Annotated in this window: 11 protein-coding genes and 1 pseudogene; 9 read left to right on the top strand and 3 right to left on the bottom strand. The window is 69.5% G+C overall.

Annotation, left to right across the window (positions count from 1 at the left end):
- Positions 1-36: 36 nt before the first annotated feature.
- On the bottom strand, positions 37-2301 hold the full coding sequence (locus KUA19_RS34130; protein ID WP_254550542.1) for a glycoside hydrolase family 20 protein: 2265 nt from the start codon (positions 2299-2301) through the stop codon (positions 37-39).
- Between the two features lie 399 nt (positions 2302-2700).
- Between KUA19_RS34130 and KUA19_RS34125 the strand changes: the two genes are divergently transcribed.
- The gene (locus KUA19_RS34125; protein WP_217402857.1) at positions 2701-3819 is read left to right on the top strand and encodes a DUF4185 domain-containing protein; all 1119 of its coding nucleotides are present in this window, start codon (positions 2701-2703) and stop codon (positions 3817-3819) included.
- 79 nt (positions 3820-3898) lie between these two features.
- On the opposite strand, the gene KUA19_RS34120 is transcribed toward KUA19_RS34125, so the two are convergent.
- Positions 3899-5176 (bottom strand): PKD domain containing protein, encoded by a 1278-nt coding sequence (locus KUA19_RS34120; protein ID WP_217402856.1) that lies wholly within the window; start codon positions 5174-5176, stop codon positions 3899-3901.
- Positions 5177-5455: 279 nt separating this feature from the next.
- Between KUA19_RS34120 and KUA19_RS44200 the strand changes: the two genes are divergently transcribed.
- Entirely contained in the window at positions 5456-5587 is a 132-nt protein-coding gene (locus tag KUA19_RS44200) for a hypothetical protein (RefSeq protein ID WP_302563409.1), read from the top strand.
- A gap of 169 nt (positions 5588-5756) precedes the next feature.
- Positions 5757-5966: a hypothetical protein gene (locus KUA19_RS34115; protein WP_217402855.1), complete on the top strand. Its 210-nt coding sequence runs from the start codon at positions 5757-5759 to the stop codon at positions 5964-5966.
- Here KUA19_RS34115 and KUA19_RS34110 read toward each other — a convergent pair.
- Positions 5952-6557 carry a phosphoribosylanthranilate isomerase gene (locus KUA19_RS34110; protein WP_217402854.1) on the bottom strand — a complete coding sequence of 202 codons (606 nt, stop codon included), beginning with the start codon at positions 6555-6557 and terminating at the stop codon, positions 5952-5954. The two genes, KUA19_RS34115 and KUA19_RS34110, sit on opposite strands and share 15 nt — an antisense overlap.
- 246 nt (positions 6558-6803) lie before the next feature.
- On the opposite strand from KUA19_RS34110, the gene KUA19_RS45090 reads away from it, so the two are divergent.
- The 6 genes and pseudogenes from KUA19_RS45090 to KUA19_RS34080 all read left to right on the top strand — a co-directional run bounded on the left by KUA19_RS45090 (position 6804) and on the right by KUA19_RS34080 (position 13805).
- Entirely contained in the window at positions 6804-7037 is a 234-nt protein-coding gene (locus KUA19_RS45090; RefSeq protein ID WP_372451939.1) for an MFS transporter, read from the top strand.
- Positions 6953-7537, top strand: a pseudogene (locus tag KUA19_RS45255) (MFS transporter); the annotation flags it as partial. The gene KUA19_RS45090 and the pseudogene KUA19_RS45255, both read left to right, overlap by 85 nt.
- Positions 7538-7711: 174 nt before the next feature.
- Positions 7712-9433 (top strand): GMC family oxidoreductase, encoded by a 1722-nt coding sequence (locus tag KUA19_RS34095; protein ID WP_217402851.1) that lies wholly within the window; start codon positions 7712-7714, stop codon positions 9431-9433.
- 157 nt (positions 9434-9590) lie between these two features.
- Positions 9591-11393 carry an alkyl/aryl-sulfatase gene (locus KUA19_RS34090; RefSeq protein ID WP_217402849.1) on the top strand — a complete coding sequence of 601 codons (1803 nt, stop codon included), beginning with the start codon at positions 9591-9593 and terminating at the stop codon, positions 11391-11393.
- A 189-nt stretch (positions 11394-11582) separates the two neighbouring features.
- Complete coding sequence (locus tag KUA19_RS34085; protein ID WP_217402847.1) at positions 11583-12173, top strand: TetR/AcrR family transcriptional regulator; 591 nt, start codon at positions 11583-11585, stop codon at positions 12171-12173.
- Positions 12174-12476: 303 nt separating this feature from the next.
- Positions 12477-13805 (top strand): MFS transporter, encoded by a 1329-nt coding sequence (locus KUA19_RS34080; RefSeq protein WP_217402845.1) that lies wholly within the window; start codon positions 12477-12479, stop codon positions 13803-13805.
- Positions 13806-13814: the final 9 nt, after the last annotated feature.

Raw genomic sequence — 13814 nt, 5'->3', positions numbered from 1 at the left:
CAGCACGGTCGCGCCGTCGGCCGGGATGGTGTGGAGTCAGGCGTACGCTTCGACGGACCAGAGCGAGTAGCCGTAGCCCGTACCGCGGACCGTGCCGTATACGCGCAGGTAGCGGCCGGTGCCGGTGAGCCCGGTGAGGTCGTCGGTGCCGCCGTCTCCGGTCGTGGTGGAGTAGATCGTCGTCCACGTCGTACCGTCGGGTGAGGTCTGGACCTGGTAGGCCCGCCCGTAGGCGTTCTCCCAGACCAACTTGACCCGGCTGATCGTGTAGCCGGCCCCGAGGTCGATGCGCAACCACTGCGGGTCGCTGTAGAGGCTTGACCACCGGGTCGCAGCGTCGCCGTCGACCGCGTAGGGCGCCGGGAAGTTGACGGTCTCGGTGCTGGACGCGGTCGCCGGCTTGCCGCGGGCAAGGTCGGCCGGTCCCGTGGCACCGGCGTATGCCTCCAGTTCGTAGAGCGAGTAGCCCCAGCTGGTAGCCCTGGCGACGCCCTGCATCCGGACGTAGCGGCCGGTGCCGGTGAGCCCGGTGAGGTCGTCGGTGCCGCCGTCACCGGTCGTGGTGGAGTAGATCGTCGTCCACGTCGTACCGTCGGGCGAGGTCTGGATCTGGTAGGCACGGCCGTAGGCGGCCTCCCAGCGCAGGATCACCCGGCCGATGTTCTGGGCCGAACCGAGGTCTACCTGGAGCCATTCGGTGTTGGTGTACAGACTGGACCACCGGGTGCCGGTGTCCCCGTCGGTCGCGTACCCGGCCGGGAAGGCCGCGGTCTCGGTGCTGGACGCGGTCGTCGGCCGGCCGAGGGCGAGGTTGCCGGGCAGCCCGCCGGTGGAGTAGCCGGGTGCCCGCCCGATGGTGGCGATGATGGGCTGGAATGCCGCGTACGTGGACACCGCCTTCGGCGATCCCCACGTCTGCTGGGCAAGGCCGCGCAGCGCGTCCCGGATGCCACCGGCGACCTGGTCCTCGGTCTCGGCGTTCGGGTTGTCGCACCAGACGTGCATGGCCGCACCGGAGTTGCGGGTCGGGTCGGTGATCGTCGTCCCGCCCTGGAACGTGTCCGGGGTCCAGCTCTCGTAGAGGTAGGTCACGTCGGGTTTGGCGCCGCCGAGGACGTAGTAGGTGGGTGTCCAGGAGCTGTTCATCACCTGATGGCCCTGGTTGACCAGCTGCTGCGGGGTGAGGCCGTAGTCGTACCAGTAGTCCACGACGATGTTGGCGGCCGGGTTCACCGTGCCGTCACCGGACTTGAGGCCGTCGTTCCACATCCGCGTCGTCTTGCCGGCGGCCCGGACGATGTCGTTGGCCCAGTTGATGAACCCGTAGTAGGTGTCCTTCGCGGTGGCCGACGCGCCGTAGTGGGCGCGGGCGTAGGTGAGCAGTTGTGGGTAGGCGGCGTAGTTGCCCACGTACTCGTCGGCGCCCAGGTGCCAGAACGGCCCGGGGAACAGCGGCAGGTACTCGGTGATGAGGTCGCGCATCAGCGTGTAGGACGCGTCCTTGGCCAGGTCGATGAAGCCGTTGTCGACCACACCGCTGCTGCTGACCAGCTTCAGCTCGGGGTGGGCGGCGAGGATGGTGTCCATGTGCCCCGGGAAGTCGATCTCGGGGACGATCGTGACGTGATACTGCGCCGCGAGTGCGATCAGGTCGGCGAGTTCCTGCTTGGTGAGCCGCTGCGCCGAGACGATCTCCGGATGGCTGCTGGATTCGACCCGGAAGCCGAGGTTGTCGGAGAAGTGCAGATGGAAGTGGTTCAGCTTCAGGTACGCCAGATCCTTCACGTGGTTGCGCAGCCACTGTGCGGTGAAGAACTTCCGGCCGTTGTCGACCATCAGGCCACGCTCGGGTTTGGTCGGCCAGTCGCGCCCGGTGCCGGCCGGGATCGAGTTCGACTGCTTGATCAGTTGCAGCAGTGACCGGGTGCCGTAGAAGGCGCCGGCATCGGTTCGCGCGTCGACCGTGACCGACGAGGCCACGGTGAGCCGGTAGCCCTCCGCGCCGAGCTGCGTGTCGGCCGAGCCGAGCGCCAGCTTGATGTCACCGGCCTGGGCGGTGGCGCCGGTGACGACCGGGATGGTCCGACCCGTCAGCGCGAGCAGGTCGGCGGCGAACGTCGCACCGGTCGCCTGGGTGGCCGTGTCGACGATGATCCTGCTGGTGGCGCCGAAGGCGAACACACCGGTGCCGACAGCCCATTCGCGCAACGTCGGGATCATCACGCGGCCGGTCGGGACGGCCGCCGACGCCGAACCGGCCGTTGCCGCGACGGGGACCATGGTCAGCGTGAGCAGGAGCAAAGCTGCCCTGCTTCGGTGCAGGATTCGCATGTCCGCCTCGATTCAGTCGTGGCAGGTGCCGTGCCGCCCGTCATGGTGACCATCACGCCGAGCTCCTGGCGGATGGCGCACACCGCGGCGCCGAACACGGGACTGTGCTCGCCGAGCGGCGAAGATTAATTCACTCATGTCACTTTGTCGCTGACGTTATATCGCGCGACGGCAGGACGCAATCGTTGCGCGTCCGCCTTGCCCGACCGCGCCGGTCGGGCAGCGGTCCGCACCTCAGGTGGGCCCGACGCGCCGGGTATCAATTGACAAGTATCGAATGATCGGGTTCACTGCTGGCCAGGCGCGTCCTGCCGCGACCGCCGCGAAACCGGGCCCTCCCGAACGGCGGCGAGCCAAGAAAGGCTGACCATGACACTCAGTCGTCGATCCTTCCTCGGCAGGGTCGCGGCCACCGGGATCGCCGCGGCAGTCGTGCCCGCGCTGACCCTGCCCCGCCCAGCCCAGGCAGCCACGTGGCGGAAACGCCTCACCGGCGCCGACCTGGACACCAACAGCCGCTGGCACGTGGCCGGCACCGACCTGGGCATCCCCTACGTGCTGGAGAACGGCTCCATCGGCTACCTCTTCGGTGACACCTTCGACACCCCGTGGCCAGAGGGCCCGCCGCTGCCGAACGACTGGCGCTCGCCGGTGATGCTGCGCTCCAGCATCCACCCCGGCGCGCCCGGCGGGATCGTCTTCGACAGCGCAGCCCGGGTCGGCGGGAACGGCCGCGCCCCGGAGCTGATGCACAACGGCCACAACGGGATCGGCATCGACGGTCTCTGGGAGGTCACCGTCATTCCCAACGACGGGATCAGCTTCCCGGAGACCGGGCGCCAGCTGATCTCGTACATGAGCATCGAGAACTGGAACTCCGGTGGCCCGGCCGGACCGCAGTGGAAGTCACGCTATGCCGGGCTGGCCTACTCCGACAACGGAAACGACTTCATTCGCACCCCGTTGAAGTGGTGGAACAACGGGAACAACACCGATCCCTTCCAGATGTGGACGATGCAGCGCGACGGGGACTGGGTCTACGTCTTCTCGGTGCGCTCGGGCAGGCAGGACGGCCCGATGATGCTTCGGCGGGTCCGCTGGGAGCAGCTCTTCTACCCTGAGTCCTACGAGGGTTGGGGCTGGAACGGCAGCAACTGGGGCTGGGGCCGCCCGTGCACGCCGATCCTGAACGGTCGGTTCGGCGAGCCGTCGGTGCGCCGACTCAGCGACGGCAGCTGGGTGATGGCCTACCTCAACTGCGTCACCGGCTGCATCGTCACACGCACCGCCGCCGGCCCGGACCGGGTATGGACGGCCGAGAAGGTCCAGGTCACCCCCTGGCAGGAGCCCGCACTGTACGGCGGCTTCATCCACCCCTGGTCCAGCCGTGCCACGAACGACCTGCACCTGATGGTCTCCAAGTGGACCAGGACACCTGACGGCCGGAGCACCGCCTACCACGTCAGCCAGTTCGTCGGATCCGCATGACGCGGCGACGACGTGCTGCATCCCGAGGTCCCTGGTGAAGCCGGCGGTGGCTCACCGCTGCCAGAGCACATCCGACGCTTCACCGCTCGGGGAACAGCCCGATCCGGCCGTGGTACTCATGGCCCAGTTGGTCGGTGTCTGATCCGACGACCAGGCTGTGGCCGCTGACCAGGAACGCCCGCAGCCCTTCGCCGCGGGTACGGCCGGGGTTCCAGGGCAGAGCCTGTCCCGTGGTCGGGTCGATCGCGCCGATGCCCTTGCGGTTGACGGCTCCGGCGCCTTTGGTCTTGTTGCCATACGGGTTGTCCAGCCACTGCAGGTGCCCGCCGACGTAGACCGCGGCATCGGTGACCTCTACGGCATACAGGGAGTTGCCGCCGGTGTAGTTGATCCAGGTCGGCCGGCGGGTCGCGGGGTCGGTCTCGAACCGGGTAGCGGTGTCGCAGGGCAGCCCGATTCTTGACGTGTGGCCGCTGGTGACGACGACGACGTAGGTGCCGGTGGGGTCGAAGTCAGCAGCCCGCAGGTAGGTGTTGAATTCGTCGCTGCACGCGTCGGCGCCGTAGAAGTCGGTCCGCCAGCCGGTCAGGACGGGGGCGGGGCCGACGATGTCGAACATGGCCACCTGCGAACGGGCGTGGCCGTTCACTTCGGTGAAGGTGCCCAGGGCCATCATGTGGGCGCCGTCCGCTGAGATGGTGAGGTCCTGGACCTTCACGGGCCGGTCGTCTGATGCGGTGAGCTCGACGTCGAAGGTCTTGTCGACCGCGCCGGTGCCGACGTCCAGCCGGACCAGGCCGCGACTGCCGGACCGACCGTCGACGTAGACTCGACCGCCGATGTACAGCCGGCTGCCGCTGCGCGCCAGCGTGAAGACCTCGCCCTTGACCGGTGCGGTGAATCCGGGGACCACATCGCCCGTGGTCAGGTCGAGCCGGGTGACCGTACGCTGAATGATGTCGTTGACCTTGCCGAAGTCGCCGCCGACGATCACGGTGTCGGCGGGGCCGGTGGCGAGGGCGTGGACGGTGCCGTCGACCTTGGGGGCGAAGTCGACCACGGCGCCATCGGCCAACCGGAAGGCCATGAGGTTCTTGCGCTTGTAGGTGGTCTTGCCGTCGGCACTGGTGACGGTGGTGAAGTGTCCGCCGACCACGACGGTGTCGCCGACCTGGGCCAGGGCCCAGACCTCACCGTCGGTGATGTGCGGAGTCCAGTCGACCGGGTCGGCGCTGACCGGGTCGGCGTTGACCGGGCCCGTCGGTACCGGTTCGGCGTACGCCGGTCCCGTCGGCGCCGCCAGCAGCGCGCCGATGGCGGCAAGGACGGTGAGCTGGGCTGGGATGTTTCTGCGCATGTCCTGCCAACGATCGGACATGATCACCGGTGTTGCCTCTGGCGCCTTCCGCCATGTGCGCTTTCCTGGTCTCGGCGGTGTCGCGGCCGGAGCGGGTGTCCGGGTGCGGCAGCGGGGCGCCAGGCGACCAGCAGCCGCTGCACCAGGTCTCCGCCGATGTCGGGCTCGTCGCCCTGCCTCGCCGGAGCGGAACGGCGCGAGGAGACCCGCCGCCGCGTGATGGCAGCCGTACCGGCGGCCGGTCAGCTCTTCCAGATCGCGTGGACGAGGTTGCCGGTCATGAGTTGGAGGTATCCGCCCCGCGCCGACGTCGCCGGGATGTCGAAGAAGAACCTGCCGCTGCTCCGCTGCCCGGTCGTGGCCAACTCGACCGACGGCAGGGCCGGACCGAGTGCGTCGGTGCTGGTCTGAGCCTTGTAGATGGCCCGCGCCGTATCACGGAAGCGGAAGTTCTCCGGCCCGCCGGTGATCCGCGCTGAGCTACCTCGGCCAGGCCTGCCAGGCCGACGGCGACCACGCCGAGGCCGCCCGGTCCCTCACCGAGGCGCTCGTCATCCACCGGGAGCTGCGCGCCTACTCGATGGAAGCCCTTGACCTGCACCACCTCGGCCTCGCCTGCCGCAGCCTCGGCGAGGCCGCGCGCAGCGGCCAGGCGCTGCGGGAGGCGCTCGCGATCCATCGCCGGCTAGGCATGGCCGACGCCGCCGAGGTCGAGCTGCTCCTCGCCGCCGACAGCCGTGATCCCGCCCGGCCGCAGGCGATGCCGACCCCGAACCTACTCGGCGGCTGAGCGAGCGGTCGCGACGAACCGGCGGATCAGGTCATGATCCTTCACACCCCGCGACGACTCGACGCCGCTGGAGACGTCCACCCCCCACGGCCGCGCCGCGATGATCGCCTCGGCGACGTTGTCCGGCCCCAAACCGCCGGCGAGCAGCCATTTCCCCTGCGGCCGGGCCGCGCCGAGCAGAGACAGATCCCAGCGCTCGCCGGAGCCCGCGGTCGGCGAGTCGAGCAGGAGCAGCCCCTCACCGTAGGCGCCGACCCGCACATCTGTATCGGCGCCGAGGGTCGTCGCCCGGATCAGCTGGAAGGGCAGCCCGGCCAGCTCCTCGAACGCCGAGCGCGGGTAGCCGCCGTGCAACTGCACGGCCCGGACCCCAGCCGCCAGGCCCAGCCGGGCCGCCTCGGCGGCAGGAACTCCGTGGACCACGCCCACCGTGAGCACTTTTGGCGGGATTCCGGCCCCGAGGAGCCTGGCCGCGCCCGGCTCGATCCGGCGAACACTCTCGGTCAGCACGAATCCGACCGCGTCGGCCCCGGCGGCGACCACCGCCGCGACATCGGCCTCGGTCCGGACCCCGCACACCTTCACGAACATGTCGAAGACCATAGACGAGATCCGTGCCGACCCGATGCGGTCGCGGCGGACAAGGCGTACTTCTCCACGGCCGACCGCGCCTATCCGAGCCGGCGGGAGCCGGGCAATGCTCCCGGCAAGGACGTCAATGGACTCTTCGGGCGTTGGTGGCCTGCCCGGGGACGTCTCATGTGAGATGTAGCGTTCGGCACTGCGCGAGGTCGGGGCCCTGATCGGCCGACTGGCCGACTTTGCGGCTGGTCGCGAATGCTCGTCGGCGAATGGCGCGCGCCGCTGATTCTCGGCGTCGGCCTGGCGATCTTCCAGCAGTTCACCGGCATCAACGCGGTGATCTACTACTCCGACAGGATCTTCGCGGCGGCCGCTTCAGCACACCGCACCAGCAGACCGCCGCCACGACCTGGTCCCTCGGCGTGGTCAACGTCCTGGCCACGCTCATCGCGGTCGCCTACGTCGACCGGCTGGGCCGACGGCCGCTGATGTTCGCGGGCCTCATCGGCATGGGCCTGTCCCTGCTGGTGATGAGCTTCTGCTTCCGCTACATCAGTCACCTCAGCGCGACGACCACCGGCGCGACCGCGAACACCCCCAGCGACGCCGGGGTCATCATGCTGGTGGCCATGGTGGCGTTTCCTGAGCCTGGTGGACCGGATCGGCGAATCGGACGTCTTCTTCCTGTTCACGGTCATGTGCCTGGTCACCTACATCTTCGTTTGGAAGCTGCAACCGGAGACCAAGGGCAGGACCCTCGAACAGATCCAGCAGATGTGGACAGCCAAGGCGGCGGCCGCATCCACAACCACCACGACCTAGCACCGCGCAACCACGCAGTAACGGCACTCGTCACGATGTCGGCGTGGGTGACGGCCTGTCGGCCCAACCATGCGCGGCAGCCTGCGCCATCGGTGCGCCGCTCGCTCGACGTGGTGTGCCCGGACAACTTTTCGCGCGCCGGGTCTTGCCCTCTTCGAAGTCAATAACGATACTACGCGTAACGTATTGGCCGACGGGGCTCGCGCCCACAAAATCCAGTACGCCCGGAACGCTCCTTCGCAGGCCGCTGCCACGGCAATGACACGCACACCCACGGCACCCGCGCCATCTCACCGGCGCAGGGCCACGGCTTTGACCCTTTTGCGAAAGGTTCGCCTCTCATGACCACCCTCGATTACGACGTTCTCGTCATCGGCTCCGGCTTCGGCGGCGCCGTGTCCGCGCTGCGACTGACGGAGAAGAACTACCGGGTCGGTGTGCTCGAAGCCGGCCGGCGCTATGCCAGCGAGGAGCTGCCCAGGACCTCCTGGGACGTGCGCAAGTTCGTGTGGGCGCCTGCGCTTGGCCTGTACGGCATCCAGCGGATCCATCTGCTGAAAGACGTCGTGATCCTCGGCGGCGCCGGTGTCGGCGGCGGGTCGCTCAACTATGCCAACACGCTCTACCAGCCCCCCGCGCCGTTCTTCAACGACCCGCAGTGGTCACACATCACCGACTGGCGTGCCGAACTCGAACCGCACTACGACCAGGCCCGGCGCATGCTCGGCGTCACCATGAACCCCACCGTCACCGAAGCCGACCGGGTGCTGCGCTCGGTGGCCGAGGACATGGGGGTGGGGGACACGTTCACCGCGACGCCGGTGGGCGTGCTTTTCGGCGGCGACGGCCAGAAACGCGGCACCGAGGTGGAGGACCCGTACTTCGGCGGGGCCGGACCCAGGCGCAACACCTGCATCGAGTGCGGCTCCTGCATGACGGGCTGCCGGTACAACGCCAAGAACACCCTCGACAAGAACTACCTGTACCTGGCCGAGCGCAACGGCTGCGAGATCCACCCGATGACCACCGTCGTCGATGTCAAACCGCTGCCGGCGGGCGGGTACGCCGTGCACACCGTGACGACGGGCAAGTCGGCGCGGCGCCACCGGCGTACCTTCACCGCGACGCAGGTCGTGTTCTCGGCGGGCACCTACAACACCCAGAAGCTGCTGCACCGGTTGCGCGACAGCGGGTCGCTGCCGAACGTCTCGGCCCGGCTCGGCCAGCTGAGCCGCACCAACTCCGAGTCCATCCTCGGCGTCAAGGCGCGGACCAAGAAGATCGCGTACACCCAGGGCGTCGCGATCACCTCATCGATCCACATCGACGAGCACACCCATATCGAGCCGGTGCGCTACGGCAAGGGCAGCAACCTGATGGGCCTGCTGCAGACGGCCCTCACCGACGGCGACCAGGGCCGCCCCCGCTGGGTCACCTGGCTCAAGACGATGGTCACCCAGCCGCGGCACTGGGGCTGGTTCCCGCCGAAGAACTGGTCCGAGAAGACGATCATCCTGCTGGTGATGCAGGCGCTGGACAACTCGATCACCGTCCGGGGGCGCAAGAACCTGCTGGGCCGATACAAGCTCACCTCCGGGCCTGGCCACGGCGAGCCGAACCCGACCTGGATCCCCGCGGCCAACGACGCCGCCCGCCGGGTCGCGGACAAGATCGACGGTATTGCCGGTGGCACCATCGGGGAGATCGCCAACATCCCGATGACGGCCCACTTCATCGGCGGCTGCCCGATCGGCGACTCGCCCGAGACCGGCGTCGTCGACCCCTACCAGCGCCTGTACGGCCACCCGGGCGTGCATGTCGCCGACGGCTCTACGGTGTCGGCCAACCTGGGCGTCAACCCGTCGCTGACCATCACCGCGCAGGCCGAGCGCGCCATGTCCTTCTGGCCCAACCGCGGCGAGCCCGACCCCCGGCCCGTGCTGGGCTCGGCCTATCAGCGCCTGGCGGCGATCGCGCCGGTCCGGCCCGCCGTGGCCGCCGCCGCCCCGGGCGCCCTGCGAACGGCCGGCAACGCCGCGGCGCCTTCGGACGGCCCCGCTTAAACCCTTACGAGCTCGATCGCGATGGACGTCCGTACGGGGCGCGGGCGCACCGTGCCCACGTGCGGGAAGGCGACAGCCGACAGCGGGCAGGCATCCGCCATGCCGGTCGGATTCACGGGTCTGAGGTCCTCAGGCGCACACATGCGGGAGATTTTCGATGAATGACGCACTCGACTTCGACGATCGGGTTGATTTCGACAACGCCGACAGGGGCTTGGTCGCGGCGCTGACGCCGGGCATCGTCACGGCCGCCGACGGCCGGGTCGTGTGGGACGCCGACGCATGGGCGGCGTTGCTGGCCGGTGACTGCCCGGACACGGCGAACCCGAGCCTGTGGCGCCAGAGTCAGCTGTGCGCCCGCCAGGGTCTGTACGAGGTCGCCGAGGGCATCTACCAGGTCCGCGGCCTGGACATCTCCAACATGACGGTGGTCGAGGGCGACACCGGAGTCATCGTCGTCGACCCGCTGCTCAGCGTGGAGACCGCCGCGGCCGCGCTCGGCCTGTACCGCGCCCACCGCGGCGACCGTCCCGTGACCGCGGTGATCTACAGCCACTCCCACGCCGATCACTTCGGCGGGGTCGCGGGCGTCACCGACGGCAGCGTCCCGATCCTCGCGCCGGTGGGCTTCATGGAGCACGCTGTGGCCGAGAACGTGTACGCCGGCACGGCGATGACCCGCCGGGCGACGTTCATGTACGGCGCGACGCTGCCGACCGGCCCGGCCGGGCAGATCGGGTTCGGGCTGGGGCTGGCCTCCTCCACGGGAACCGTGTCGCTGTTCCCGCCCACGCTCGACATCACGCACACCGGGCAGGAGGAGACCGTCGACGGCGTACGGATCGTGTTCCAATTGACGCCGGGCACCGAGGCGCCTTCGGAGATGAACTTCCTGTTCCCCGACCGCCGCGCGCTGTGCATGGCCGAGAACGCCACGCACACCATGCACAACGTGCTGACCCTGCGCGGTGCGCTGGTGCGCGACGCACGAATCTGGTCGCGGTATCTGACCGAGGCGATCACCATGTTCGACGGCCAGGCCGATGTCCTGTTCGCCTCGCACCACTGGCCGACCTGGGGCCGGGAGAACATGACGCGGTTCCTGTCCGAGCAGCGTGACCTGTACGCCTACCTGCACGACCAGACGCTGCGGTTGGCCAACCAGGGCCACACCGGCGCCGAGATCGCTGAGATGATCCAGCTGCCGCCGGCGCTGGCCGCGGCATGGCACGGGCGCGGCTACTACGGGTCGGTGTCGCACAACGTCAAGGCCGTCTATCAGCGCTACCTCGGCTGGTTCGACGGCAACCCGGCCAACCTGTGGCAGCACCCGCCGGTCGAGACCGCCAAGCGTTACGTCGACTGCTTCGGCGGTATCGAGGCCCTGCTGGCGAAGGCGCGTGATTTCGTGGCCGCCGGGGACCCGCGGTTCGCCGCGCAGCTGCTGCAGCACGCCGTGTTCGCCGACCCGGCTCACGGCGCCGCGAAGGAAATGCTTGCCCAGGTGTACGAGACGCTCGGCCACGGGGCCGAGAACGGCATCTGGCGCAACTTCTACCTCACCGGTGCGCAGGAACTGCGCCACGGTCCGAAGATCACCCCGATCGATCTCGGCGCCGGGATGGCCGCGGTGCTGTCCATCGAGCAGATCTTCGACACCCTCGCGATCCGCCTCGACGCACCGAAGGCCTGGCACGACACGATCACCGTCGACTGGACGTTCACCGATCTGGGTCAGTCGTACCGCACGACGCTGCGCAACGGGGTGCTCCTGCAGCAGGAGAACCCGCCGCCCGGACAGTCCGATCTGCGGCTGACCCTGACCAAGCGGGATCTGCTGGGCATGCTGGCCGGTAAGGGCCTGGGCGGGGCGGCCCACGACGGGGACGTCGGCGTCCTGCGGCGCCTGGTCGGTTACCTCGACGCGCCTGATCCGAGTTTTGCGATCGTGACGCCGTGACGGCGGCATGACCGGTCGGCTGCATGCCGCCCGTCGCGTGTCCGGTCAGGCTGACCGGACACGCCGACGGCGACCGGCGGCAGTCAGGCACGGTCGGGCGGGGGTCGCCACGCCCAGCCAGGAGTTCCTGAAGCCTGCGCGGCCGGGCTCGCCGAGCGCACGGGCCGGTCGCGTCCGTAGGCTTCCGGCATGGTGAATCGAGCGGAGCGGGGACCGGGGCGCCCTCGGGAGGAGCGCGTCACCGGCGCGGTCCTGTCGGCGGTGCTGGACCTGGTGACCGAGCAGGGGATCGGCGCGGTCACCATGGACGCGGTGGCGACTCGGGCCGGGGTGAGCAAACCGGCCATCTACCGGCGCTGGCCGGGTAAGCACGAGCTGTTCATCGCGGCGGCCGAGACCCGCATCGGGATGCTGTCCGTGCCCGATCTCGGCGATTTCCGTGCCGAGCTGCGCGCGGTGCTCGACGCGCGGCTGGAGGTCTACCGGATGCCCGGAACGGCCCGGCTGCTGGCAGGGCTGGTCATCGCGGCGGAGGAAGGCGGGGAGGTCCGCGACGCCTACCAGGTCTATGCCACCCGGATCATGACCGAGACGCGGAACATCCTGGAGCGAGGCATCGCGCGCGGCGATGTACGCGCCGACGTCGACGTGCGGGCCGCGACCACATTGGTGGCCTCGCCGTTGCTGTTTCGCCTGGTGATCGAGCAGCAGCTGCCCGACGAACGGTTCGCCGCAGACCTCGCCGACATGATCGCCCGCGCAGTGGGCTCTGCTGCCTGATCCGGCACTCTGCGGCTGGCCGCCCAGCCGGGGTCGGGGCGGCCGAGCTTTTTGACATTTTCCGCTGCCGGCCCTTGCTTCCGCGCCGGACAATAACAATACTGCCGGTAACGAAAGTGGCGTGTCACAGGTCACAGCCGCGCTCCGGTGCCGTCGTCGGCCGCTGGAGCCACCGGCACAACGGCAGGACGTGATCAGCGACCATCCCGGCGCGCCGGGATGAGGCGGATCCGATCGGCCGGGGCCCTGATGTTCTGTTGCGCCCACAGCCCTCCTCATCCCTGCAGCCACCGCGGAGCCATCGTGACCGACACCGAAGTCGCACCCGCAACGCCCGCAAGACCCACCGAGAAGAGCCGAGACGGCCGACGCCGCGCCTGGATCATCACCGGGATGCTCGTCGTCTTCATGATGATCAACTTTGCGGACAAGTCGATCCTTGGTCTGGCAGCCGACTCGATCCGGGAAGACCTGGGCCTCTCGGCGACCCAGTTCGGCACGGCGAACAGCGCGTTCTTCCTGCTGTTCTCCATCTTCGGCGCCGTCGGCGGGCTGCTGGCCGACCGGGTGCGCCCGCGGTGGCTGCTGCTGGGCATGGTCGTGCTCTGGTCGGTGTCGCAGACACCGCTGGCGCTCGGTGCGGGCGTGGCGATGCTGTTCACCTCCCGGATCGTGCTGGGCGCGGCCGAAGGCCCCGCCTTCCCGATCGCCCAGCAGACCGCGCTGTCCTGGTTCCCGAACAGCCGTCGCAACCTGCCCAGTGCGCTGGTCACGGCCGGCACCACGTTCGGCGTGGTGCTCGCGGCACCCGGCCTGACCTGGGTGATCACCGAGCACGGCTGGCGGTCCGCGTTCGGGGTGGTGGCCGTCGCCGGCGTGCTGTGGGCGCTGGTGTGGGCCTTCATCGGCGGCGAGGGCCGCCACGCGGTGGCCACCAACCCTGACACCGCCGACACCGCGGCGACCGCGACCACGATCGGCTCCGAGCCGCCCTCGAGCAACGTCGGCTACCGCCGCATCCTGGGCACCCGCACCTGGATCGGCGTCACCGCCGGCTACTTCAGCACCTACTGGATGGTCGCGTTGACCGTCGCCTGGCTGCCGTCGTACCTGCACGACGGGCTGGGCTACGCCAAAGCCGCCTCGGCCAACCTGGTGGCGCTGCTGTGGGCCGTCAACGCCGTCACGCTGCTCGGCCAGGCCGGGCTGACCGGATGGCTGCTGCGCCGCGGCGTCGCCAGCCGCTGGGCCCGAGCCCGGGTCGGCGGCATCACCCTGCTCGCCAGCGCCGCCGGCTGCCTGGCCCTGGGCCTGGGCCAGGGCGGCCCGCTAACGGTGCTGCTGCTGATCGCCGGGTTCGGGATCTGCGGAGTGATGGTGACCATCGCGGTCACCACCGTGGCCGAGATCGCTCCGGCCGCGCGCCGCGGCGGGGCCCTGGGCATCATGAACGGGGTCGTGACCACCGCGGGGCTGATCGCCCCGATCCTGGTCGGCCGCCTGGTCGACGCCCAGGGTGCGGCCGGGTACGGCAACGCGGTCCTTGTCTCCGCGGTCGTACTCCTGCTGGGCGGCACCGCCGTGGTCACGCTCGTCAACCCGGCCCGTGACAGGCAGCGCCTGGCGCAGTGACCGCAACGC

The sequence above is a fragment of the Catellatospora tritici genome (assembly GCF_019083965.1).
In the GTDB taxonomy this organism is placed as follows: Bacteria; Actinomycetota; Actinomycetes; order Mycobacteriales; family Micromonosporaceae; genus Catellatospora; species Catellatospora tritici.
The sequence above is the reverse complement of the archived record's forward strand: the minus strand, read 5'-3'. Positions and strand labels throughout refer to the sequence as shown.

Bases quoted from the DNA above. Each gene is read 5' to 3' on its own strand.
- KUA19_RS34125 (WP_217402857.1), top strand. From the start codon at position 2,701: ATGACACTCAGTCGTCGATCCTTCCTCGGCAGGGTCGCGGCCACCGGG.
- KUA19_RS34120 (WP_217402856.1), bottom strand. From the start codon at position 5,176: ATGCGCAGAAACATCCCAGCCCAGCTCACCGTCCTTGCCGCCATCGGC.
- KUA19_RS44200 (WP_302563409.1), top strand. From the start codon at position 5,456: ATGAGTTGGAGGTATCCGCCCCGCGCCGACGTCGCCGGGATGTCGAAG.
- KUA19_RS34115 (WP_217402855.1), top strand. From the start codon at position 5,757: ATGGAAGCCCTTGACCTGCACCACCTCGGCCTCGCCTGCCGCAGCCTC.
- KUA19_RS34110 (WP_217402854.1), bottom strand. From the start codon at position 6,557: ATGTTCGTGAAGGTGTGCGGGGTCCGGACCGAGGCCGATGTCGCGGCG.
- KUA19_RS45090 (WP_372451939.1), top strand. From the start codon at position 6,804: ATGCTCGTCGGCGAATGGCGCGCGCCGCTGATTCTCGGCGTCGGCCTG.
- KUA19_RS34095 (WP_217402851.1), top strand. From the start codon at position 7,712: ATGACCACCCTCGATTACGACGTTCTCGTCATCGGCTCCGGCTTCGGC.
- KUA19_RS34090 (WP_217402849.1), top strand. From the start codon at position 9,591: ATGAATGACGCACTCGACTTCGACGATCGGGTTGATTTCGACAACGCC.
- KUA19_RS34085 (WP_217402847.1), top strand. From the start codon at position 11,583: ATGGTGAATCGAGCGGAGCGGGGACCGGGGCGCCCTCGGGAGGAGCGC.